Genomic DNA, 20,914 nt, shown 5'->3' on the forward strand with positions numbered 1-20,914 from the left:
GGGATCAGCCGTCGTCCCCGGCGCCACTGCCGCGCAGGTCGGCGTCGGTGAGGCCCTCCAGCTCGCCGTGGGTGTCCAGCCAGTAGAGCAGCACGACCGCGGGGACGACCAGTACGACCGCCACGAGGGTGACGAGCCCCAGCCAGCGGAGGGTGGTGTGCGCACCCGCTCCCTCGGCGACCGTCAGCGAGGTGGGGATGAGGTACGGACGCTGTGCCATGCCCCAGGCGAGGACGGCCGACGCGACCACGCCGACCGTGGTGACCCGGGACCATGCGCCGGAGGGACGCAGCAGCAGCCAGGCGGCGGCGAGCGTGGCCAGCGCCGACAGGACGACGAGGACGAGGCCCACGCCGTGGGTGAGCCCGTGCCAGACATGAGGCGCGTCCCCGTGGGTGACCACCAGGGTGATCACGGCGAGGACGGCGACCGCCGCCAGCGCGCCCAGTGCCCTCCGGCGGAAGTAGGCGTCCAGGTCCGACGCCGCGAAGCGCCGGGCGTCCGCCGCGAGGAAGACGGCACCGAGCAGCGCCGTGGTCGCCACGGCGAGCAGACCGAACAGGACCGATGTGGGGCCCGCCCAGACGTCCGCCGACGCCCGTGTCCCCGCCGTCACCCGGCCGGAGGCCACTCCCCCGGCGGCGGCGCCGAGGAAGAACGGCGTCAGGAGCGAGGAGACGGCGAACATGGCACCGTAGAGGCGCCGGCCGGCCAGCCGCCGGGTGGGCTTGCGCAGGGCGAATCCGGCACCGCGCAGCACGATGCCGACGGCGGCGAGGGCCAGCGGCAGCCACATCGCGGTGAACACCCGCTGGAAGAAGACGGGGAACCCCGTCCACATGATGACGAGCACGAAGATCAGCCAGACGTTGTTGACCTCCCACACCGGCGCCATGGCATGGTCGATCAGCCACCGGGGGCGCTTGCCGCGTTCCGCTCCGCCCGCACTCAGGTCCCAGAAGCCGGCTCCGTAGTCGGTGCCGCCCGCGCAGGCGTAGGCGGCCACCGCGAGCAGCAGCACGACGGCGATGACACCGGCGATCACGGCCGGCTCCCGGTGGAGCGCGGCCCGTAGGGGGTGTCCGTCTCCGGGGGCCCGCTCGACGGTCCGGCCGGTGGTCCGCTCGGTGTCTGCCGCCCGCCCGTCCGGTCGGTGAGCCGCCAGCGGGCGCGCATCTTCAGCAGCACCAGCAGGAAGGACGCGAAGACGACGACGTACACCACGACGACCACGCCGAACATGGCCCACAGGCCGGCGGAACGCGTCGACGTCACCGCTTCGGCGACCCGCATGTTCTGGTAGACGATCCACGGCTGGCGGCCCACTTCCGTGGTGATCCAGCCGCACTCGACGGCGACGACGGAAGCGACGCCGGCCACAGCGGCGCACCGGTAGAACCACGGGGAGGCGGGCAGCCCGCGGCGGCGCCACCAGACCAGGCCGTACCAGAGGGCGAGCAGCAACAGCAGGGAGCCGATCCCGACCATGGTGTCGAAGGTCCAGTGGACGATGGTGGCCTGGGTGGTGGTCGGGCGGTCGTTCGCCGGGACGGTGGTCAGCCCGGTGACCTGGGTGTCCGGGCGGAATCCGGCCAGGATGGAGTCGAGCTGCGGGATCTTGATGCCGCCGGAGACGGTTCCGTCCGGATGCAGCCGGCCGAACAGGTACTCCGGTACATGGGTGTCGGTCTTCCAGACGATCTCCATGGCGGCGAACTTCACCGGCTGCTTGTGGAAGACCTGCCGGGCGATGGAGTCGCCCAGCACGAACTGCACCGGTGTGCACACGGCGGCGAGGGTGAAGGGGATCGTGAAACCCAGCCGGTGGTACCGGTCGCTGCGGCCGCGCAGGCGTCCGACGGCGTAGACACCCGCCACGACGTAACCGGCCGTCACGAACATCGCCATGACGAAGTGCCAGTACTCCGGGCCGAACATGGGCGTGAAGATCGCCTTGCGGATGTTCACGTCCACGGGGTTGCCCGCGGAGTCGAGGGTGAAGCCCCGCGGGGTGTTCATCCAGGAGTTGGCGGCCAGGATCCCGAAGGCACCGAGGAGGGCGGCGAACGGCAGGGGCAGCCCGAGCAGGAAATGGGTCCGGGAGGGCAGCCTGCGCCAGCCGTACAGGTAGATCGCGATGAGGACGGCCTCCAGGAAGAACGCCCAGGCCTCGACACCGAACCCGATGCCGAACACATCGCCCCACCTGCCCATCATGCCGGGCCACAGCAGCCCGAACTCGAAGGACAGCACGGTGCCGGTGACGACCCCGATGGCGAACTGGACCGCCATGACCGCCGACCACCGTCGGGCCAGCAGCAGCGCGGCCGCATCGCCGCGACGCAGGCCGTAGCCGTGCGTGATGAGGGTGATCAGCGGCAGCGCGACGCCCAGGGGCACCAGGACGATGTGGGAGGCGAGGGTGAAGGCCATCATCGATCTGGCCGGGAGCGTCTGCGCCGGCACGTCGGCCAGCAGCGGCATCATGATCTGCACAGGAGCCTCTTGAGGGGCCGACGCGGGTGGGAGGGGTCAGCCGCCGGTGGCGAAGCCGGGGAAGAGGGTCATCCCGCCGTCCACATAGAGGGTGGTGCCGACCACGTAGTCCATGAGGTCGGAGGCGAGGGCGACGACCGCGTTGGCGATGTCCTCGGGGTCGCCGATGCGGTCGTAGGGGATCAGCCGCAGGAGGTCCTTGCGGGCCTCGGCCGTCTCCCAGGCACTCGTGTTGATGGGGGTCTTGATGGCGCCCGGGGCGACCGCGTTGACCCGGATCCTCTTCGGTGCGAGTTCCTGGGCCAGGGTCTCCATCATCATCTGCACGCCGCCCTTGGAAGCGGCGTAGTTGACGTGCCCGGCCCACGGGATGATCTGGTGCACCGAGCTCATGCAGATGATCTTCCCGGCGGAGCGGGACACCTCGGGGACCACTCCCCGCCGCAGGAACTCCTTGGTCGCCTCACGGGCGCAGAGGAACTGCCCGGTGAGGTTGACGTCCAGGACCTTCTGCCACTGGGCGAGGGACATGTCGGTGAACGCGGAGTCGCGCTGCATACCGGCGTTGGCGACCAGGACGTCGATCGTGCCGAACTCCTGGACCATGTGGTCCATCATGGCGACGACCTGGCCCTCGTCGGACACGTCCGCCTCGTGGGCCATGGCCCGCACGCCGTGGGAGGTGATCTCCTCGACCACCTTGTCGGCTTCCTCGCGGCCGGCCACGTAGTTAACGACGACGTCGGCCCCGGCCCGGCCCAGGGCGATGGCCGTCGCCCTGCCGATTCCGGAGTTCGCGCCGGTGACCAGGGCCTTCTGGCCCTTGAGCAACTGTGCGGGGATCACGTCCTGGGGTGCGCCCTCGGTGGAACTCACGATGACCTGCTCCTGACGTCGCGTGGCCCGGGTCCCCCGGGCACGGCCCGGGGGTTCGATTGCCACACCACCACTCTGGCCGGGCGGCGGCACCCCGGGAGGTCCCGCGTTGCGCCGACAGGCTGAGCACCTTCGCCCGGTCGGTCGGTCCGGTTCCGGCGCGGGTCAGCCCAGCCGTTCCAGCAGGTGGTCTCCCACACGCAGGGCGTTCGCGATGGCCGTCAGGGACGGATTGACCGCCCCGATGCTCGGGAAGAAGCTCGTGTCGACGACGTACAGGTTGTCCAGGTCGTGGGCCTTGCAGTTGACGTCCAGCGCGGAGGACGCCGGGTCGGTGCCGAACCGGACCGTGCCCGCCTGGTGTGCGGTGGCGCCGATCGGCATGCCCTTGTGCAGGTAGATGCTGTGGGACAGCAGGTGGTGCTCGTGCATCCCCAAGTGGCCGAGCATGTGCTGGAGTTTGTGCCTGAGGCGTCCCAGTCCCGCGATGTTGTTGCCCTCGTCGAGCGTCAGCCGGATCCGTCCGTCGGCTTCCAGGGTGACCCGGTTGCCCGGTGCGGGCAGGTCCTCTCCGCACAGCCAGAAGTCGACGCCGTGGTGGGCGAGCACCTCGAAGGGCATGTCCGGTGTGACCGCGCCGGCCCAGCGCGGGGCCTCGCCGTGGATCTGCTCGGCGTCCGACTTGCCGAGCATCTGGATGCCTCCGAGGGGGTAGTCCCAGTCGTCGGCGCCCAAATACCAGTCGTGCAGGGCGAGGGTCTTCTGGAACTGGGTGTCGTTGGGCTGCTTCGAAACGGCCATGAGGGCGAGGTTGTTGTGCCGCATGTAGTGCCGGCCGACCACGTCCGAGCTGTTCGCCAGCCCGTGGGGGTGCCGGTCGTTCGCCGAAGCGAGCAGCAGCACGGCGGAGTTGACCGCCCCGCAGGCCACCACCACGATGTCCGCGGTGAACCGGGCCTGCTCGTCGCCCGGGAGCCGGGCGCAGACCGTGGTGACGCTGCGGCCTGCCGGGTCGGTCTCCAGCCGTGTCACGTGGGCGCCGGTGACCATGTCGACGTTCGGGTGTCGTAGTGCCGGTTCGACGCAGACCACCTGGGCGTCGGACTTGGCGCGGACCAGGCAGGGGAAGCCGTCGACCCGGTTGCAGCGGATGCAGGCGCTGGAGTGGGTGGCCCGCCCGTTCTCGTCCTGGGTGAGGTTGACGCCGATGGGAAGGTGGAAGGGGTGCAGTCCCTGCTTCTCCAGGTCGTCGCTCAACTGCTGGATACGGGGCTCGTGTTCGACCGGCGGGTAGGCGTACTGTGCGCTGGACGGCCCCTCCCAGGGGTCCTCGCCGTGCCGGCCGTGCACCAGGTAGAGGTGTTCGGCCTCGGTGTAGTACGGCTCCAGGTCCTCGTAGCGGATCGGCCAGGCGGGAGAGACACCGTCGTGGTGGCGCAGTTCCCCGAAGTCCTCCGGACGCAGCCGGAACAGTGCCGCGCCGTAGAACTTCGTGTTGCCGCCGACGTAGTAGTTGACCTCGGGCGGGAACTCGTTGCCGTGCTTGTCCAGCCAGAACTCCGGTGCACGGTACTTGCCCTTGACGAACACGGCCGTCGAGTCCCAGTTGTCGCGTTCGCGGCGCAGGTAGTCGCCGCGTTCGAGGACGAGCACCCGTTTGCCCGAGGGGGCGAGCCGGTGGGCGAGCGTCCCGCCGCCGGCGCCGGTGCCGATGATGATGATGTCGTAATGGGGGAAGTCGCGCATGCGACCACCGTCCTTGCCTCTGCGGTCTCGCCCGGGGCCGGGACCTGACACAGCTTTCTCCCCACTTCGAACGTATCCGCCCCCGGGCGATGCGGCATCTGGAGGAGTCGGCGTCCGGGTTCGGTCACAGGACGGCGATCGGGTTCACGGGGCTGCCGGTGGCCGCCGGCAGCCGCAGCGGGGCGACCACGCACAGGAAGTGCCAGCGACCCAGTTGTTCGCACGCCGGCGCCAGTTGCTCCAGGTCCAGCCAGTCCATGAGGTGCATCCCCATGGCGTTCACGGCGAGTACGTGCACGGGGAACGGAACCTCTGCCACCGCGCTGGGGGCCGTGTCGCTGTTGCCGTCCGAACCGAGGACCGCCACCCGCCGCTGAGCCGGGAAGCGCATCGCCGTCGGGTGCAGGCCCGCCCGTGCCCGTGCCGAGTCCCAGGCGCCGTGGGTCAGCCGGCGACGGCGGTGCCCGACCCGTACGAACAGCAGGTCACCGGGGCCGACCGTGACGTCCTGAGCCGCCTCGGCCGCCATCAGGTCCTCGGCGGTGACCTGATCGCCGGGTTCGAGCCATGGCACGCCCCGCAGACGCGGGATGTCCAGCAGGACCCCGCGGCCGACGATGCCGTCCTGGACCAGGTCCAGCGTGAGGGCGTGGGCGCCGTCCGGTGTGACGCTGCCCGCGGGGACACCGCCGTAGAGTTCGCCGTCGAACATGACGTGGCACAGCGCGTCGAGGTGGCTGTCGGCGTCCGAGTGCACGTTCATGGCGAACCGGTCGCGAGCGAAGTGCAGTCCGGGGGCGTCGGCCTCGCCGGGCGCCGACGCGGTCATCCGGTGGGATGCGGGCTGGGGGTTGTCGGGCCCCGGCTCGGTCTCGATGGGGGCGGCCAGCGACAGGGAGCGTCCACGCCGGACCTCCGCGGCGGCGGCCACCACACGTTCGGGGGTGAGGTGCCCCAGCGCCCCGCGCGGCTGGTCCGCGCCGGACCGTGCCAGCTCACGCAGCCGGCGGTACAGGGCACGGAAGTCCGCCTCGGACATGCGCTGCGACGTCGCGGGGCGCGGTTGCGAACTCATGTGACCCGCTCCCGGTGTCCCGTGGTCGCGGCGCCGCCGTCGAGCCGTCGGCGTCCCTCGAGGTCCTCGGTCATGGCCACTCCTCGGCGGCGGGCGGCCCCTCCAGCCATTGCAGCACCCGGGCCGGGGACCCGCACGTCAAGAGCAGGGGACGGGGGCGCCGACCGGCGTCCCCGTCCCCTGCGGACCGCTGCCTCCTCCCGCGGCTACTTCCGCCTGCGGCGCAGCAGCAGGCAGGCGACCAGCAGTCCCGCTCCGGCGGCGATCAGCACGGTGCGGTTGTCGCGCACCGGTTCCGGTGCCTTTTCCTGCCACATCCGGTCGGCCTGCTCGGCCCTGGTCCTGACCTGACCGGCGGCCTGGGCGGCCTTGTCCTGCAGCACATGGGCGGCCTCGGCGGCCTTCGCCTTCGCCTGGCCGGTGAGCTCCGCGGCCGTCGCGGCCGTCTGTTCCTTCACGGCCGCAGCCTTCTGCCGGGCCTGGTCCTTGAGGTCCGCCTTCTCGGCCAGCGCCTCGACCGTGTCCCCCAGTTCGTGACGCGTCTGCTCGACCTGCGCGCGCAGTTCCTCGGGTCCGGAGGCGGTGGGCTCGTCGTGGGGCGGCTGGGTCATCGCCTGGCACTCTCCTTGATCTCGGCCACGTCGGCCTTCACGTTGTCGATGGTCTGCTCGGGTGCCGGCGGGGCGGCCCGGCCGACCTCCTTCTTCCCGGTGACGGCCAGCACCGCGGTGATCACGCCGAGGACGGCGGTGACGATCAGCGCGGCGGCCCACACCGGCAGCGGCACCGCCAGCGCGGCGATCGCCGTCACGACAAGACCCTGAAGGGTCAGGAAGCCGGTCAGGCCGGCGCCCCCGAAGAGGCCCGAGCCCTTCCCGTAGCGCCTGCCCTTCTCCTTCATCTCCGCCTGAGCAAGTCGCATCTCGCCCCGCACCAGCTCCGTCAGCTGCTGCGAGGCCCGCTGGACCAGTTCGCTCACCGGCTCCGAGGAGGCAGTGCTCGGGCCTCGGCTGTCCGGGGTCATGACGGGTCACCTCCCTGAATCGGCTGCCACTCACCGTGCCGGGTGCCCGGACACGGGCACGTCATCCCACCTCACCTGTGGTGTCGCGCGGCGGCCGCGGTCTGAGACCTCGTCACTTGCGGTAGCCGAGGATCGTCATCATGCCGGACTCGGAGTGGTACTGGTTGTGGCAGTGCAGCATCCACAGGCCCGGGTTGTCGGCGTTGAAGTCGAGGACGAGTTTGCGGTGCGGCAGCACGATGGCGGTGTCCTTACGGGCCCCGACGCCGTCGAGTCCCCTGACGGCGAACGTGTGGCCGTGCAGGTGCACGGGATGCCACATGTCGGTGGCGTTGACGACGGTCAGCCGGACCCGCTCACCCTGCCGGACCGGGTGGCGCTCCTCGACGGAGTACGGCCGGTGGTCGAAGCCCCAGTTGAACGCCCGCATGTTGCCGGTCAGCCTCAGACGCATCTCACGGTCCGGCTCACGATGGCAGAGCGCGACCGACTCGTCCGGCCGGAGCCGTCTGGCCGGCACCACCCGTCCCTCGAGTTCCCGGGGGTGCACGGAGGAGCGGGGCATGCCGCCGCTGCCCGTACGCAGGACCGCCAGGGCCCGTCCCTCCTTGCCCTCCGCGATCGCGACCAGCGGGAACACCCCGTCCTCGGCGGTGATCAGCACGTCGTAGCGCTCGGCCATCCCCAGCAGCAGCGCGTCCGTCCGCTTGTGCTCGACCGGGTAGCCGTCCGTGTGCGTCACCGTCATCTCGTGGCCGCCCAGCGCCACCCGGAAGGCGGTCTCGGCGCCGGCGTTGATGATCCGCAGCCGGATGCGCTCCCCGGGCCGCGCCCGGAAGACCGAAGGTGCGTGCGGGAGACGGCCGTTGACCAGGTAGTACGGGAAGTCGACGCTGCCGCCCTCGCTGTGCAGCATGCGACTGTGCGAGTCGTGGAGAAGGCGGGAGGGGCCCTGGGACCTGCCGGGGGACCACGCGCGCGCCTCGTCCCAGGTGTCGTGGCCGGAATCGTCATGGGTCCCGTCCTCGCCCATGTCCATGTCCATCGGCGCGCGTTTGCCGTGGTGCAACTGGGCGAGCACTCCGTCGGGAGTGGAACCGTCCACACCGTCCACCCAGTCGTCCAGGACGACCACCCACTCCCTGTCGTACGACAGGGGCTCCCTGGGGTCCTCCACGATCAACGGCGCGTACAGCCCCCGGTCGAGTTGCATACCCGAGTGCGAGTGCAGCCAGTAGGTGCCCGGGTGGGTCACGGCGAAGCGGTAGGTGAAGTCCGCCCCGGGCTCGACGGAGTACTGGGTCAGGCCCGGCACCCCGTCCATGTCGTTGCGCATGCGCACCCCGTGCGAATGCAGCGTCGTCGTCTGCGGCACACGGTTGGCGAGCGTGAGGTCGAGGACGTCACCCGCGGTGATCCGGACCTCCCTGCCGGGCAGCCTCTCGTCGTACGCCCATGACCTGACGGTCCGTCCGCCGAGGTCGAGGAACGTCTCACCGGCGGTGAGCCGGAAGCTGCGCAGAGGTCCGGACCCGCGCTCACGTTCGACGGCGAGGACCTCGGGATCGGAGGGGTTCACATACCCCTCGGGCCCCTTGGGAACGAAGGCTCTGCCGTGGTGGCCTGCCGCCTGGGACCCGGCGCGGGCACCGGGCGCCGGATGCGGGGCGGGGCGGGCGTGGGGGCTGCCCGCCGGGTGGGTGCCGGACTCCGAGCGGGGGGCGGACCCGGAGCATGCGGCCAGGACCCCCGAGCCGACGGCCACGATGGAGGCACCGAGCACTGTGCGCCGCGTGTGTGTCTGCTGCATGACTGAATAACACACGTTTTATGACCATATGTGTGAGAACTGGCGCGGCGCGTCTCCCGAAACGCGGGCGGCGACCATAGTGCGGACCATGCAGATCACGATCGCCGGCACCGCGGTCACGCGCCGCCGGGTGCTCGCCCTGGCGGTCGCCGGTGCCGTGGGGATCACCGGTGCCGCCGTCCTCGTCGGCGCCCTGCACGAGGGCCGCCGCTCCCCCGCCCCCGGCCCCTCCGCCGCCACGTCCGGACCGGCCCCGTCCCCCGGCGCCCCCGGCATCGGCGATCCGCTGCTCCCGCTCGCCGGCAACGGCGGCTACCAGGTGCGCCGCTACACCCTCGCCTTCGACTGGCGGGCGCCGCGGACGCCCTTCGACGCCGGCGCCACCATCAGCGCCACCGCCACGCAGGCCCTGTCCCGCTTCGACCTGGACTTCGCGGGCAACACGCTGCACACGGTCACCGTCGACGGCCTGCCGGCGGCCGCGGTGCGCGACGGCGACGAACTGGTCGTCACCCCCTCGAAGCCGATCCTCCGGGGCGCCGCCTTCACCGTGCGGGTCGCCTACACCGCCGACCCGACCCGGCAGCGGCACCGCGACGACGCGGTCGCGGACTACGGCTGGGTGCCCACACCCGACGGCACCGTGCTCTGCCCGCAGCCCGACGGCGCGAAAATGATCTTCCCGGCCGACGATCATCCGAGCCTGCGCGCGCCGGTCACCTTCCGCATCACCACCCCGCCGGGCGTCAGCGCCGTCGCGGGCGGCAGGCTGGTCGAGCGCGTCCGGCGGCCCGACGGACGCACCCGGTGGACGTACGACTCCGAGCAGCCGGTCGCGGCCCAGCTCGTCCAGCTGGCGATCGGGAGGTTCACCGTCGTCGACGGCACCGGCCCGCACGGGCTGCCCCTGCGGGACGTGGTCCCGGACGACCTGGTCAACGGGACCGAGGCGTACCGTTCACTCGTCCCCGAGCACCTGGCCTGGCTGGAGCGGCGGCTGGGCCCCTACCCGTTCAGCCGCTACGGGGTGCTGGTCGGGGACACCGACCTGCCGGTGGCGCTGGAGACACAGTCGCTGTCCGTGCTGCCGAGCGCCGATCTGCTGGGCGACCGGGTGCACGCCGAACGCAACCTCGTGCACGAGCTGACCCACCACTGGACCGGGGACAGCGTCGCCGTCCGGCGCTGGTCCGACCTGTGGCTGAGCGAGGGTCACGCCCAGTTCTACGAACGCCTGTACTCCGACACGCACGGCGGCGGCAGCATGGAGGAGGCGATGCGGGCGGCGTACGAGCGGCACGACCAGTGGCGGCACGACGACGGGGCACCCGCGGAACCCACCTGGCCGACCCTGTTCCGGCAGATCAGGTACGACGGCTCGGCGCTGGTGCTGTACGCGCTGCGGGAGGAGGTCGGCGAGGACACCTTCGACCGGATCGAGCGGGCCTGGGTCACGCGGTACCGGGGCCGGGCCGCGGGCACCGCGGACTTCGTCGCGCTCGTGTCCGAGGTCGCGGGCAGGGACCTGAAGCCGTTCCTGACGCCGTGGCTGTACGGGAAGCACACCCCGCCGATGCCGGGGCATCCCGACTGGCACGTCGACCCCGTCGGGACCTGAGCCGACACGCCCACGTACTGCCGCCGACCGAGTGGCGTGCGGCGGGCGGCTGGTCCACGCGGTTGACGCTCGGCGCGACGTGGCGCCCGGGGCACGGAAACGTACAAGGGGTGGCGTGAAGGGCAACTCCTTTGTCCTGCTTGCGCTTGTCCTGCTGCGACGAGCCCGTTGGAGACATCTGCAATGAGAAGACGCGTTGCCCCCCGTGTCCTCATCGCCGTACGCGAGCACCGTCTGACGGCCTGCGTGGCGGCGTCGGCGGCGCTCCTGATCCCGGCACTGGCCTTTCCACCGACCGACACCGAGGAAGCGGCCGACCAGCGGCTGCAGCACGACTTCGCGTCCGCCGCGGACGAGTTCCACGTACCGCGGAGCGTCCTCATGGGCGTGTCCTACCTGCAGTCGCGCTGGGACTCCCATCCGGGTGTGCCCAGCGTCAGCGGCGGCTACGGGCCCATGCACCTGGTGGACGCCGACGCGGCCCGGGCTCCGGGACCACCCGCGAAACCGCACGAGGCGGCCCCCGCCCAGCCGGGCCGCGCCCAGCCGCCGGCCGAACTGCGCCGGGCCGCCGACCTGATCGGGGTCCCGGCGAAGCGGCTGCGGACGGACACCACCGCCAACGTACGCGGCGGAGCCGCCCTCCTCGCGACGACCCAACGGCAGCTCGGCAAGCCGCTCAGCGACAATCCGGCGGACTGGTGGGAGGCGGTGGCGCACTTCGCGGGCACCAGCGACGCGGACTCGGCGGCGGCCTACGCCAACGACGTGTTCTCGGTGATCCACAAGGGCGCGCACCGCACCACCGACGCCGCGCAGAACGTCACACTGCCCGCCGACCCCAAGGTGCGGCCCCACACGGCCCGCCCGGCCGGCACCCGGCCGAAGGAGGTCGAGTGCCCGCCGGAGCTGTCCTGCTCCTGGCTCAGCGCGCCGTACGAGCAGATCGACGACGACAGGTACGGGAACCACGACCTGGCCGACCGGCCCTGGGACGAGAAGATCGAGTACATCGTCATCCATGACACCGAGGCGTCCCTGAAGTCGATGTTCCAGACGGTGCAGGATCCCACCGAGGCCTCGTGGCACTACTCGGTGCGCTCCAGCGACGGCCACGTCACCCAGCACGTCAGGACCAAGGACACGGCCTGGCACTCCGGCAGCCAGTACGTGAACGCGCACTCGATCGGTGTCGAGCACGAGGGTTTCCTCACCCAGCCCGACGCCTGGTACACGGAACGGATGTACCGGTCCTCGGCGCGCCTGGTCCGCTACCTGGCGAAGAAGTACCACGTCCCGCTCGACCGGCAGCACATCTTCGGCCACGACAACGTGCCGTCCCCGACCGCTTCGAGCATCCCCGACATGCACGAGGACCCCGGCCCCTACTGGGACTGGCGGCACTACTTCGACCTCCTCGGCGCACCCCTGCGGGCGACGGCCGGGCCGGACAGCCCCATGGTGATGGTGCTGCCGGACTACCCCACGTACAAACCGCGGTACACGGGCTGCAAGGGCGACGGCCTGCCGTGTCCGCCGCACGGCTCGAGCGCCGTCCGTCTGCACACCGAACCGCGCGAGGACGCCCCGCTGATCCAGGACCCCGGCCGCCGCCCGGACGGCGAGGACTCCACGGAGGACGTCAGCGACCTCGGGTCACGGGTCTCCACCGGCCAGACCTACGCGGTCGCCGGGCGCAGCGGCGACTGGACGGCCATCTGGTACCTGGGCCGCAAGGCGTGGTTCAAGAACCCGAAGAAGCACCCGACCGCCGTCGGTGCGAGCGGCCGGATGGTGACCCCGAAGGAGGGTCTGAACGAGATCCCGGTGTTCGGACGCGCCCTCCCGGAGGAGGACGCCTACCCGGACGGGTTCCCCGAGCAGACCGAGTCACCGCTTCCGTACAGCCTCCTCGCGGGCCAGCGGTACGTGACGCAGTCGCTGGTCAACGGCACCGACGTGGACCGGTCGTCCTTCGTGGAGACCCCCGGCCCGGTGGTGACCGGCCGGGAGCAGTACTACGAGATCCAGTTCGGGCATCGGCTCGCCTACGTCCGGGCGAGCGACGTGGACGTGGTCAGCGTGCCCGCGTCGGCGGGTGCGCCGGGACACGCCGCGGGCACCCCCCGGCGGTGACGGGGACGAGGCCCCAGGTGTCGCCGCACCCGCAGGAGGCACTCAGCACACCGCGGGCCGCCGGACTGGCGGGGATCGTCTTCGGCCTGCTGCTCGGGACCGCCATCGTCCTGGTGAGGGTCGCGGTGCCGGAGCATCCGGCGTCCGCCGGGGCCTGGCTGACCGACTCCTCGCGACGGACCGCCGTCCGGGTCGCGCTGGCCCTGGTGCCGTTCGCGGGGATCTCCTTCCTGTGGTTCGTCGCCGCGGTGCGGGACCGGATGGGGGAACGCGAGGACCGGTTCTTCGCCACCGTGTTCATCGGCAGTGGGCTGGTGTTCGTGGCCGTCCTGCTGTGCGCCGCCGCGGCCGCCAGCGGGATGCAGGCCACGGTGGGACGCGCGGACCAGCAGCTGTGGGGCTTCGGCCACAGTTTCGCCTACACCTTGCTGACCGAGTACTCGATGCGCATGGCGGCGGTGTTCGCGTTCTGCACCTCCACCATCGGCCGGCGGCTGCGCGTGCTGCCGCGTCCCCTGGTGTGGTTCGGCTGGCTGGTCGGGCTGGCGCTGATCGCGGCCGCCGGGGACGTGGCCTGGCTGGAGCTGACGTTCCCGGTGTGGGCCCTGGTCATCGGCGGATACCTGCTCCGCGCGGGTTCCGGTCGTACGGCGTCGGGCTGAAGGACTGCCGGCCTGTGCGGCTCACGGGATCCCGGCCTGTGTGGTTCACGGGCTCGCGGGCGGTCCGCAGGGCCCGTTCGGCGCCGAGAGCGAGCGTTCGATACGGGCGAGCTGCCTGCCGAGGCCCAGGAGCCACATCTCCAGATCCACGACCGCGGGCGGGACCGGGCCGTGCCAGGGTGGCGGACCGTGCGATGGGCGGGCGGGAGCGGGGCTCCGGGCCCGGCCGAAGAGCGCGGCGATCCGGCCGGCGTCCGCCGCGAGTGCCGCCGCCGTCCCACGGGTCCAGGCACTCGCCTCCCGGGGCACGTCGGCCGGTGTCGTCTCGAAGCGCGGCAGCCGCTGTGCCCCGAGCACGGTCGAGTACGCCACGAGGAGCACGGCATGCCAGTCGGCCCGGGCGCCCTCCCGGTTCGCGGGCGGTTCGCTGCAGAACTGCGCAAAGGCGGTCTCCGCCAGGCGCAGGCGGTTCAGGGTCGGCAGTGTCTCGGGCGGGGCCGGGTGGTGGCCGGGGGCCGGCAGCAGCGTGTCGACCGTGCCGGGGATCAGCGCCCCGCACGAGCGCAGCAGGCTCGCCATGGTCCGGTGGACCTCCCGGCGCGCCCCCGCCGGCCAGGCCAGCAGTCCACACAGCAGGCCGATGGCGCTGCCGGTGACGACATCGACGATGCGCGCTTCGGACAGTTGCCACGTGGTGGGGGCGATCTGCGCGAAGACGAGGGAGACGACCAGGGTGAACAGCCCCTGGGCGTAGGCGATGCCGAGCAGCGGTCCCAGCGTGAAGGCGGTGAGCATGCCCGGCACGAGGAGGGCGGCGTAGACGTCCTGGTGCCGGCCGAGCGCGATGAGCAGCGCGCCTGCCACGACGGCTCCGGCCAGGGTGCCGGCCATGGCCTGGCGTACGGCCCGCCAGGTGGCTCCGGCCGTGGTGCGCCCCAGCGTGAGGACCGCGAGGAGGACCCAGAACCCATGAGTGAGTTCGAGGGTTCCCGCGACCAGACGAGCCACCGCGAGTCCGCAGGCGACCCGCACGGCGTTTTGGAACAGCACCGAGCGGGGCGTCAGGTTTCCGGCGATCCGGCGGGCCCAGAGCCGGGGTGCGGGCAGGTCGGCGTACCAGAAGAACGCGTGGGGCGGGGGCGCCGGCGTGCGGCGCGGCGGCCGGTGCCGGCCGGCGGCGAGGCCCACGGCGACGACCGCGATCCACGTCGACTCGGCCAGTGCCAGCACGGCCGCCTGCCGGCGCCGGCGCCCCGCGGCCGGGCCGTCGTCGGCGGGATCGGCGGTGCCGCGGACCCTCCGCGCCTGGAACCGCCGTATCGCCTCTTCCAGTGGCCCGGCCGCGGGCGGCTGCCCTCCGGTGCGCAGGGCCGCACTCGTGGCGGCGCACGTCCGGGCGACCCGGTCGAGGAGGGTCGCCGACGCCCGGTCCGGTGCGGCGGGCGGCCCGGACCGGGCGGTCCAGGAGGCCAGTTGGTCCAGGATCCGGCGGGACGCGGCACCGGCGTGCGACAGCGCCCGGTCCCGGCGGCCCGGGCCGGCGGGTCGTTCACCGGGTGCGACCCGCGAAGGCCTCAGTGCCTCGCTCGCGTCGCGCAGGTGCGCGGCCGGGGTGTGGGCCGGGTCGGTCACCGCTGCCGCCGCGGTCTCCAGCGCGTCGGCGAGCCGCTCGCGGTAGCTCTCGTCGGGCGGACCGGGCAGGAGGCAGGCCTGGCACAGCGCGATCAGCACGACGCCCACGGCCAGTCCGGTCAGCCGCGCGGCCAGGGTCCCGGGGGCGTAGGGCGGGAAGCAGGCCAGGATGTAGAAGAGCTGCAGGGCGGGGGCGGCTCCCGCCGGGCGGGGGCCCGCCACGGCCGCGAAGCTCAGCAGGAAGCCGGTGACGAGCATGCCGGCCACCGCCGCCGCGGTGCTGACGGCGAGTACCGTGCCCAGGGCGGCCAGGAGCGCTGCGAGCGGCAGGGTCCCCAGCGTGACGAACGCCTGCTTCCGGCCGGTGCCGGGAATGGCGGACAGCAGGCCGAGCGCGATGGGGGCGAAGAGGGCGTAGAGGGCTGCGACAGGCTGCCCGCAGCCGTGGAGGAGTACGAGGAAGCCGGTGCTCGCGGCACAGGTGACCTGGACCGACCGCCGGACGATCGCCGGGCGGTCGGGCCGACGCCACAAGGTCCACCGTCCGCCGCTCAACGCCGCCGTCCGCCTCCTCCGGTGGCGACGGCACACCGCCGGCGGCCCGCGGTCGATCCGGGTATCGGCATGTCCGGTCCTTCCGCCGTGTTGCCCGCATCCACAGCACCGCGGCGCGGGGCGGCATGCCATCCGGAGGCGGCCGAACGGGCCAGGCGTTCACTCGCGTTCCGACATCGTTGTGCGAAGGCGGCCCCGGGCGCACGTCCGTGCGCCCGGGGCACGTCAGCGGTCCGGACCGGTGGTCCTCGCCAGGGACAGCGCGCGTCGCTGTCCCGCGGTCAGTCCGCCCCACACGCCCTCGTACTCCCCGTTGCGCAGGGCCCAGGCCCGGCACTCGTGGAGTACCGGGCAGCGGCGGCATATGCTTCTGGCCTGTTCTATCTGGATCAGTGACGCGCCTCCCTCACTGACCGGAAAGAACAGCTCGGGGTCCTCGGAGCGGCAGGCGGCCCACTTGCGCCAATTCACGGTGCCTCCACCCGGGTGGAAGATGGACGGTCTCGGCAGAGGTCCCGCCTAAAATATTCCTTTCTCAACCATTTATCCAGATCTGTCATCTTTTCTTCTCGACAGCGCCGGGTTTACCCCGCCGGGAAGCGGCGAGACGGCTGGAATGCCGCGCCGCCCCACCACAGCCGCACCTCCGGCGGAACGTGTGACCGACGGTCGCGCCCAGCAGCGCGATCCGTTCTTCGACAACGCCAAGTACCTGGCGATCGTGCTGGTGGCGATGGGACACGCCTGGGAGCCGCTGCGCTCCGACAGCCGTGCGGTCACCGCGCTCTACACGGTGGTCTACGCGTTCCACATGCCGGCGTTCATCATCGTCTCCGGCTTCTTCTCCCGCGGTTTCGACGCGAGTCCGGCGAAGGTCAAGCGCCTCGTCACCGGGGTCGCGGTGCCGTACGTCGTCTTCGAGACGGCGTACACCCTCTTCACCCGGTGGAGCGACGGCGTCCCGGACCGGCCGGTCAGCCTGCTCGACCCGCTGTACCTGACCTGGTTCCTGGCCGCGTTGTTCATCTGGCGGCTGACCACACCCCTGTGGCAGCGGGTACGCCGTCCACTGTCGCTCGCCCTCGTCCTCGCCATGCTGGCGACGCTCTCGCCGTCCATCGGCAAGGATCTCGACCTGCAGCGGACCCTGCAGTTCCTGCCCTATTTCGTGCTGGGTCTGCGCCTGCGGCCGGAGCACTTCCGGTGGGTGCGCCGGCCTGCGGTGCGGGTCACCTCGGTCGTGGTCTTCGCGGGCGCTTCGGCCGCGGCCTACTGGGCTGCCCCGCGCAACGACTACGTCTGGCTCTTCCACCGCGACAGCGCCGAGGAACTGGGCGCGCCCTCCTGGTACGGGCCCGTCATGACACTGGCCGTCTTCGGTCTCTCGCTGACCCTCGTGGCCTGCTTCCTCGCCTGGGTGCCGGGCCGTCGCACGTGGTTCACCGCACTGGGCGCGGGCACGCTCTACGGCTATCTGCTGCACGGCTTCGTCGTACAGGCCGCGAACCACTGGGGCTGGTCACGGCACGCCTGGGCCCGTCAGCCCCTCGGCGAGATCGCGGCCACCCTCGCCGCCGGCCTGGTGGTGACCGTGCTGTGCACGGCTCCGGTACGCCGGGTCTTCCGCTTCGCCGTGGAACCGAAGCTGGACTGGGCGTTTCGCCGGGATCCGGTCCGGGCGGACGGCGTCAAAGCGCACCGGGCGGGTACCAGCGCTGACACGGTAACGGCAGAGAGGTACAGGCGTGAGCGAATCATCACTGAGGGCGGTGGGCTGGGCGCGCTCACTTCCGCTCGACAGCAGCGTGAAGACCGCGCGTGACTGGGCGCGTGACCACCTGCGCTCACTGGGCTGGACGGAGTCCGCGCCCGACACCGCGGACGCCGTCCTGCTGACCATCTCGGAACTGGTCACCAATGCCCATGTGCATGCGCACAGCCCCGCCCATCTCGTACTGACCTGGGACAGCCGGTGCCTGCACGTGAGCGTCCACGACACCTCATCCCATCTGCCCGCCCCGCGCCCGCCCGACGCCGAGCGCACGAGCGGGCGGGGCATGCTCCTGGTCGACGCGCTGGCCGACACGTGGCAGGCCCGCCCCTGCCCCGACGGCAAGATCGTCCATGCCTGCTTCAGGCCGCACGCCTCCGCGGGAGGGTAGCGTTCACCAGGTGTGGGCGACGTCCACCACCAGCCGGTCCGACAGCCTCTGCACCCGGAACGGCAGTCGGGCCCGCACTCCGAGTCCCACCTGGGTGACGCCCTCGAAGCTGGAGCCGAACTTGGTGTCACGGAAGGTGCGGTAGCCGGTCAGGTCGACACCGGGCAGCGCTTTGCCGGGGCGCCCGGGGTAGGTCGCCCTGCCGGTCTCCGGGTCGTACGCGGAGGCGCCGACGTGGATGTCGAGGATCGCCCCGCCGGAGACCGGTATCACCGTGCCGGACGGATCCTGGCGGAAGGTGTCGACATACTCGACGTGGTAGTTCAGCGCGTCGGTGCCCCCACCGACGTCGAAGACCATGCGGTCGTAGCAGTCGTGCCGCCCGGTCCGGATGCCGGTCAGGGAGTGCGGCTTCGCGGTCTGGTCGCTCCCCTGCTTGGGCTGGCTGCCCCACCCCGTCGGGCACGTGGCCGCGCCCGATCCGGCGGTGGTGGCTCCGACGGCTGACGCCGCCGGAGCCACCAGGCCCGCAGACCCCACTGCCACCAGCACGGCCGCCGCGGCAGCCGCCCGTCGCCCCTTGTGCATGATTTTCCCCCTTGCTGTGGCGCTTTCCGGCGATGTCACCCCTATGACATCCGGCGCGTCCGATTGGTTGTACGGGCGACGGGTCGTACGGGCGTCATCTCCTCGGGCCGCGCACGGACCAGCCGCTGCCGATGCCGGCCAGGTGCAGCGCCAGCAGGGTGAGGCCCAGCAGCATGACGTTGGTCGAGGTGAACGTGTCGTTGGTCGAGATGTCGGCCGCGTTGATCAGAAAGGAGATGAAGAACAGGACCGCCGAGATGATCGCCAGCATGATGTGCCCTCCGCAGGGTCGAAGTCGGTGTGGAAGCCGGTCGCACCACGTGCGACGCCTGGATTCCGGTTGCCCCCAACTCCCCCGCACACACAGGGCGTTGTTCACCCTGAGGAGCTCCGCGTCCCCGATCGGCCCCTGACGTCACCCGGAAAGGTGGCGCACCAGCTCCCCGGCGAAGGCCTGCGCGGCGGGTGCCGCCCAGCGTCGGCGGTGCCGGGCCAGCAGCACCGGGACATCGGCGAACCGGGGTCCGCGGACCCGCGCCAGCCGTCCGTGGCGGACCTGTTCGTCGACGGTCGTCAGCGGCAGCAGGGCGAGCCCCAGCCCGGCGGCGACGCAGGAACGCGCCGCGTCCACACTGCCGAACCGGGTCAGCCGGGGGCCGGTGCCCGGCTCGGCGAGCAGCCTGCGCTCCAGCTCGTCGCTGTAGGAGCAGCCCTGTTCGAGCAGGAAGAAGCTCTCCGTCGCCAGATCCGCCCAGGTCGCCGCCCGCGTACGCGTGGTGAGCGGATGGTGGGGGGCGCAGACCAGAGTGAGCGGCTCGTGCGCGACCGGCTCCGTCGTCACGTCGGGGAAGCCGGCTTCCCTCTCCAAAAGCAGCGCCAGGTCCAGGCGTCCCGACCTCAGTCCCTCGACGCACTCCGCGGTGCCCGCCGCGTACAGGCCGACGTCCACCTCGGGATGGCTGGTGCGCATGGCGGCCAGGACGCCCGGCAGCCTCGTGGCGCACAGTGACTCCGGCGCGCCCACGAGCACCCGCCCCCGTACGGCACCGGCGCCGGCGCAGCGGGCTCTCAGTCGCGCCACCGCGTCGAGGACCTCCTCGGCCTCCGCCAGCAGTTGCCGGCCGGACTCGGTGAGCGTGGCGCCGGTGGGCAGGCGGTCGAAGAGCCTCGTCCCCAGCTCCCGCTCGAGGCTGCGGACGTGGACGGTGACCGTGGACTGAGCGAGGTGCAACTCGGCGGCAGCGGCGGTGAAATTGCCCGTCCGGGCGAGAGTGGTGAAGGTGTGCAGCAGTCTGGTGTCCACCGCACCAGCCTATGCAAGAAGGCGATCGCGTTGATCGGAAACCATCGTTGGACTCGATCGGCGGGGCGATGACAACGTGGAGCCATGACCACCGACGCGACCGGGGCGAGCCCCGTTGACCAGTCCGAACCGCTGACCGAACCGCTGACCGAGCCGCTGCGCTACGCGGCCTTCACCGCCGACCCCGCCGGCGGCAACCCTGCCGGGGTGGTGCTCGACGCCTCTGGGCTCGACGCCGCGGCCATGCTCGCGATCGCCGCCGAGGTGGGCTACTCGGAGACGGCCTTCGTCACCGAACACGACGAAGCGGCACGGCGGTTCCGGGTCCGCTACTTCAGCCCGCTAGCCGAGGTGGCCTTCTGCGGACACGCGACCGTCGCGCTCGCCGTGGCGCTCGCCGGGCGGCTGGGCCCTGGCGACATCGTCCTCGACACCCCGGCGGGCGAGATCCCGGTGGCCACCGCCGTGGGCACCGACGGTGCCGTACGGGCCACCCTCACCAGCGTCGCGACCCGCTCGCGCCCCGCCTCGGACGCCGAACTCGAGGCGGCGCTGGACGCCCTGGGCTGGGGCGCAGGTGAGCTCGACCCGGCGCTGCCGCCGCACGTGGCGTTCGGCGGCAACGACCATCTGGTGCTCGCCGCCGCCTCCCGCGAGCGGCTGGCGGACCTGGACTACGACTTCGACGCGCTGGCCGACCTGATGCGCCGTCACGGCTGGACGACCGTGCACCTGGTGTGGCGCGAGTCGCCCGGGCGCTTCCACGCCAGGGACCCCTTCCCCGTCGGCGGGGTGGTGGAGGACCCGGCGACCGGAGCGGCGGCGGCGGCCTTCGGCGGGTATCTGCGCGCCCTGGGCCTGGTCACCAGGCCGGCCGCCCTCACCATCCGGCAGGGTGAGGACATGGGGCGCCCCAGCGACCTGCTGGTAGACGTGAGCCCGCACGACGCCCGCGTCCGGGTGACCGGACACGCCGTGCCGATGACCAGCCGGTGACTACTCGAAGCGGTCCGAGACGACCCGGGACGCCGCCTCGCTCTCGGCGGCGGCGGGCGACAGTTCGCTCAGGGTGTCGAGGTCGGTGTCGACCTGCAGCTCTGTCTCCCAGGCCGCGGCGAGCCTCTCCTGTTCCTCGCGCGGCCGCTGCCGGACCTGTTCCCGGCGGCGCGGGCTCAGGGCGGCCAGGAATCGCTCGACGGTTTCGATCGGCATCCTGTTCTCCTCGCTGACG

At 72.0% G+C, this 20,914-nt stretch carries 20 protein-coding genes; 6 read left to right on the forward strand and 14 right to left on the reverse strand.

Annotated features, from left to right (window positions below):
• Positions 1-4: 4 nt before the first annotated feature.
• From ACFY0F_RS15335 to ACFY0F_RS15370, 8 genes are all read right to left on the reverse strand, one after another.
• Positions 5-1,045 (reverse strand): cytochrome d ubiquinol oxidase subunit II, encoded by a 1,041-nt coding sequence (locus tag ACFY0F_RS15335; protein ID WP_388793335.1) that lies wholly within the window; start codon positions 1,043-1,045, stop codon positions 5-7.
• Entirely contained in the window at positions 1,042-2,487 is a 1,446-nt protein-coding gene (locus ACFY0F_RS15340; protein ID WP_388794049.1) for a cytochrome ubiquinol oxidase subunit I, read from the reverse strand. Before ACFY0F_RS15340 ends, ACFY0F_RS15335 begins: the two co-directional genes overlap by 4 nt.
• 45 nt (positions 2,488-2,532) lie before the next feature.
• Positions 2,533-3,372: an SDR family oxidoreductase gene (locus tag ACFY0F_RS15345; RefSeq protein WP_388793337.1), complete on the reverse strand. Its 840-nt coding sequence runs from the start codon at positions 3,370-3,372 to the stop codon at positions 2,533-2,535.
• Between the two features lie 165 nt (positions 3,373-3,537).
• The gene (locus ACFY0F_RS15350) at positions 3,538-5,118 is read right to left on the reverse strand and encodes a GMC oxidoreductase (protein WP_388793339.1); all 1,581 of its coding nucleotides are present in this window, start codon (positions 5,116-5,118) and stop codon (positions 3,538-3,540) included.
• Positions 5,119-5,242: 124 nt separating this feature from the next.
• A complete protein-coding gene (locus ACFY0F_RS15355) occupies positions 5,243-6,193 on the reverse strand; it encodes a cyclase family protein (protein WP_388793341.1) in 951 nt (316 codons plus the stop codon).
• A gap of 206 nt (positions 6,194-6,399) precedes the next feature.
• Positions 6,400-6,804, reverse strand: coding sequence for a DUF3618 domain-containing protein (locus tag ACFY0F_RS15360; RefSeq protein ID WP_388793343.1), 405 nt, complete (start codon positions 6,802-6,804; stop codon positions 6,400-6,402).
• Positions 6,801-7,217, reverse strand: coding sequence for a phage holin family protein (locus tag ACFY0F_RS15365; protein WP_388793345.1), 417 nt, complete (start codon positions 7,215-7,217; stop codon positions 6,801-6,803). Before ACFY0F_RS15365 ends, ACFY0F_RS15360 begins: the two co-directional genes overlap by 4 nt.
• A gap of 112 nt (positions 7,218-7,329) precedes the next feature.
• Positions 7,330-9,027 (reverse strand): multicopper oxidase family protein, encoded by a 1,698-nt coding sequence (locus ACFY0F_RS15370; RefSeq protein ID WP_388793347.1) that lies wholly within the window; start codon positions 9,025-9,027, stop codon positions 7,330-7,332.
• Positions 9,028-9,115: 88 nt separating this feature from the next.
• Between ACFY0F_RS15370 and ACFY0F_RS15375 the strand changes: the two genes are divergently transcribed.
• From ACFY0F_RS15375 to ACFY0F_RS15385, 3 genes are all read left to right on the forward strand, one after another.
• On the forward strand, positions 9,116-10,645 hold the full coding sequence (locus ACFY0F_RS15375; protein WP_388793349.1) for a M1 family metallopeptidase: 1,530 nt from the start codon (positions 9,116-9,118) through the stop codon (positions 10,643-10,645).
• Positions 10,646-10,828: 183 nt separating this feature from the next.
• On the forward strand, positions 10,829-12,781 hold the full coding sequence (locus tag ACFY0F_RS15380) for an N-acetylmuramoyl-L-alanine amidase (protein ID WP_388793351.1): 1,953 nt from the start codon (positions 10,829-10,831) through the stop codon (positions 12,779-12,781).
• Positions 12,778-13,443 (forward strand): hypothetical protein, encoded by a 666-nt coding sequence (locus ACFY0F_RS15385; RefSeq protein WP_388793353.1) that lies wholly within the window; start codon positions 12,778-12,780, stop codon positions 13,441-13,443. The genes ACFY0F_RS15380 and ACFY0F_RS15385 overlap by 4 nt, the downstream gene beginning before the upstream one ends.
• A gap of 45 nt (positions 13,444-13,488) precedes the next feature.
• On the opposite strand, the gene ACFY0F_RS15390 is transcribed toward ACFY0F_RS15385, so the two are convergent.
• The gene (locus ACFY0F_RS15390) at positions 13,489-15,630 is read right to left on the reverse strand and encodes an FUSC family protein (RefSeq protein ID WP_388793354.1); all 2,142 of its coding nucleotides are present in this window, start codon (positions 15,628-15,630) and stop codon (positions 13,489-13,491) included.
• 225 nt (positions 15,631-15,855) lie between these two features.
• Positions 15,856-16,101, reverse strand: coding sequence for a WhiB family transcriptional regulator (locus ACFY0F_RS15395; protein WP_388793356.1), 246 nt, complete (start codon positions 16,099-16,101; stop codon positions 15,856-15,858).
• Between the two features lie 145 nt (positions 16,102-16,246).
• Between ACFY0F_RS15395 and ACFY0F_RS15400 the strand changes: the two genes are divergently transcribed.
• Both ACFY0F_RS15400 and ACFY0F_RS15405 read left to right on the forward strand, forming a co-directional pair.
• Positions 16,247-17,452, forward strand: a complete 1,206-nt coding sequence (locus tag ACFY0F_RS15400; RefSeq protein ID WP_388793358.1) for an acyltransferase family protein — start codon at positions 16,247-16,249, stop codon at positions 17,450-17,452.
• Positions 17,376-17,792, forward strand: coding sequence for an ATP-binding protein (locus ACFY0F_RS15405; protein WP_388793359.1), 417 nt, complete (start codon positions 17,376-17,378; stop codon positions 17,790-17,792). The genes ACFY0F_RS15400 and ACFY0F_RS15405 overlap by 77 nt, the downstream gene beginning before the upstream one ends.
• A 3-nt stretch (positions 17,793-17,795) precedes the next feature.
• Here the strand turns inward: ACFY0F_RS15405 and ACFY0F_RS15410 are convergent, their stop codons facing one another.
• From ACFY0F_RS15410 to ACFY0F_RS15420, 3 genes are all read right to left on the reverse strand, one after another.
• The gene (locus ACFY0F_RS15410; RefSeq protein WP_388793361.1) at positions 17,796-18,380 is read right to left on the reverse strand and encodes a hypothetical protein; all 585 of its coding nucleotides are present in this window, start codon (positions 18,378-18,380) and stop codon (positions 17,796-17,798) included.
• Positions 18,381-18,474: 94 nt separating this feature from the next.
• Positions 18,475-18,651 carry a hypothetical protein gene (locus tag ACFY0F_RS15415; protein WP_388793363.1) on the reverse strand — a complete coding sequence of 59 codons (177 nt, stop codon included), beginning with the start codon at positions 18,649-18,651 and terminating at the stop codon, positions 18,475-18,477.
• Positions 18,652-18,795: 144 nt separating this feature from the next.
• Positions 18,796-19,683 (reverse strand): LysR family transcriptional regulator, encoded by an 888-nt coding sequence (locus tag ACFY0F_RS15420; protein ID WP_388793364.1) that lies wholly within the window; start codon positions 19,681-19,683, stop codon positions 18,796-18,798.
• Between the two features lie 84 nt (positions 19,684-19,767).
• On the opposite strand from ACFY0F_RS15420, the gene ACFY0F_RS15425 reads away from it, so the two are divergent.
• Positions 19,768-20,679, forward strand: coding sequence for a PhzF family phenazine biosynthesis isomerase (locus ACFY0F_RS15425; RefSeq protein ID WP_388793366.1), 912 nt, complete (start codon positions 19,768-19,770; stop codon positions 20,677-20,679).
• On the opposite strand, the gene ACFY0F_RS15430 is transcribed toward ACFY0F_RS15425, so the two are convergent.
• A complete protein-coding gene (locus ACFY0F_RS15430) occupies positions 20,680-20,895 on the reverse strand; it encodes a hypothetical protein (protein ID WP_388793368.1) in 216 nt (71 codons plus the stop codon).
• Positions 20,896-20,914: the final 19 nt, after the last annotated feature.

Origin of the sequence: Streptomyces sp. NPDC001544, assembly GCF_042894285.1 — a bacterium.
In the GTDB taxonomy this organism is placed as follows: Bacteria; Actinomycetota; Actinomycetes; order Streptomycetales; family Streptomycetaceae; genus Streptomyces.

Bases quoted from the DNA above. Each gene is read 5' to 3' on its own strand.
- ACFY0F_RS15340 (WP_388794049.1), bottom strand. From the start codon at position 2,487: ATGATGCCGCTGCTGGCCGACGTGCCGGCGCAGACGCTCCCGGCCAGA.
- ACFY0F_RS15350 (WP_388793339.1), bottom strand. From the start codon at position 5,118: ATGCGCGACTTCCCCCATTACGACATCATCATCATCGGCACCGGCGCC.
- ACFY0F_RS15355 (WP_388793341.1), bottom strand. From the start codon at position 6,193: ATGAGTTCGCAACCGCGCCCCGCGACGTCGCAGCGCATGTCCGAGGCG.
- ACFY0F_RS15360 (WP_388793343.1), bottom strand. From the start codon at position 6,804: ATGACCCAGCCGCCCCACGACGAGCCCACCGCCTCCGGACCCGAGGAA.
- ACFY0F_RS15365 (WP_388793345.1), bottom strand. From the start codon at position 7,217: ATGACCCCGGACAGCCGAGGCCCGAGCACTGCCTCCTCGGAGCCGGTG.
- ACFY0F_RS15370 (WP_388793347.1), bottom strand. From the start codon at position 9,027: ATGCAGCAGACACACACGCGGCGCACAGTGCTCGGTGCCTCCATCGTG.
- ACFY0F_RS15375 (WP_388793349.1), top strand. From the start codon at position 9,116: ATGCAGATCACGATCGCCGGCACCGCGGTCACGCGCCGCCGGGTGCTC.
- ACFY0F_RS15380 (WP_388793351.1), top strand. From the start codon at position 10,829: ATGAGAAGACGCGTTGCCCCCCGTGTCCTCATCGCCGTACGCGAGCAC.
- ACFY0F_RS15400 (WP_388793358.1), top strand. From the start codon at position 16,247: ATGCCGCGCCGCCCCACCACAGCCGCACCTCCGGCGGAACGTGTGACC.
- ACFY0F_RS15410 (WP_388793361.1), bottom strand. From the start codon at position 18,380: ATGCACAAGGGGCGACGGGCGGCTGCCGCGGCGGCCGTGCTGGTGGCA.
- ACFY0F_RS15415 (WP_388793363.1), bottom strand. From the start codon at position 18,651: ATGCTGGCGATCATCTCGGCGGTCCTGTTCTTCATCTCCTTTCTGATC.
- ACFY0F_RS15425 (WP_388793366.1), top strand. From the start codon at position 19,768: ATGACCACCGACGCGACCGGGGCGAGCCCCGTTGACCAGTCCGAACCG.
- ACFY0F_RS15430 (WP_388793368.1), bottom strand. From the start codon at position 20,895: ATGCCGATCGAAACCGTCGAGCGATTCCTGGCCGCCCTGAGCCCGCGC.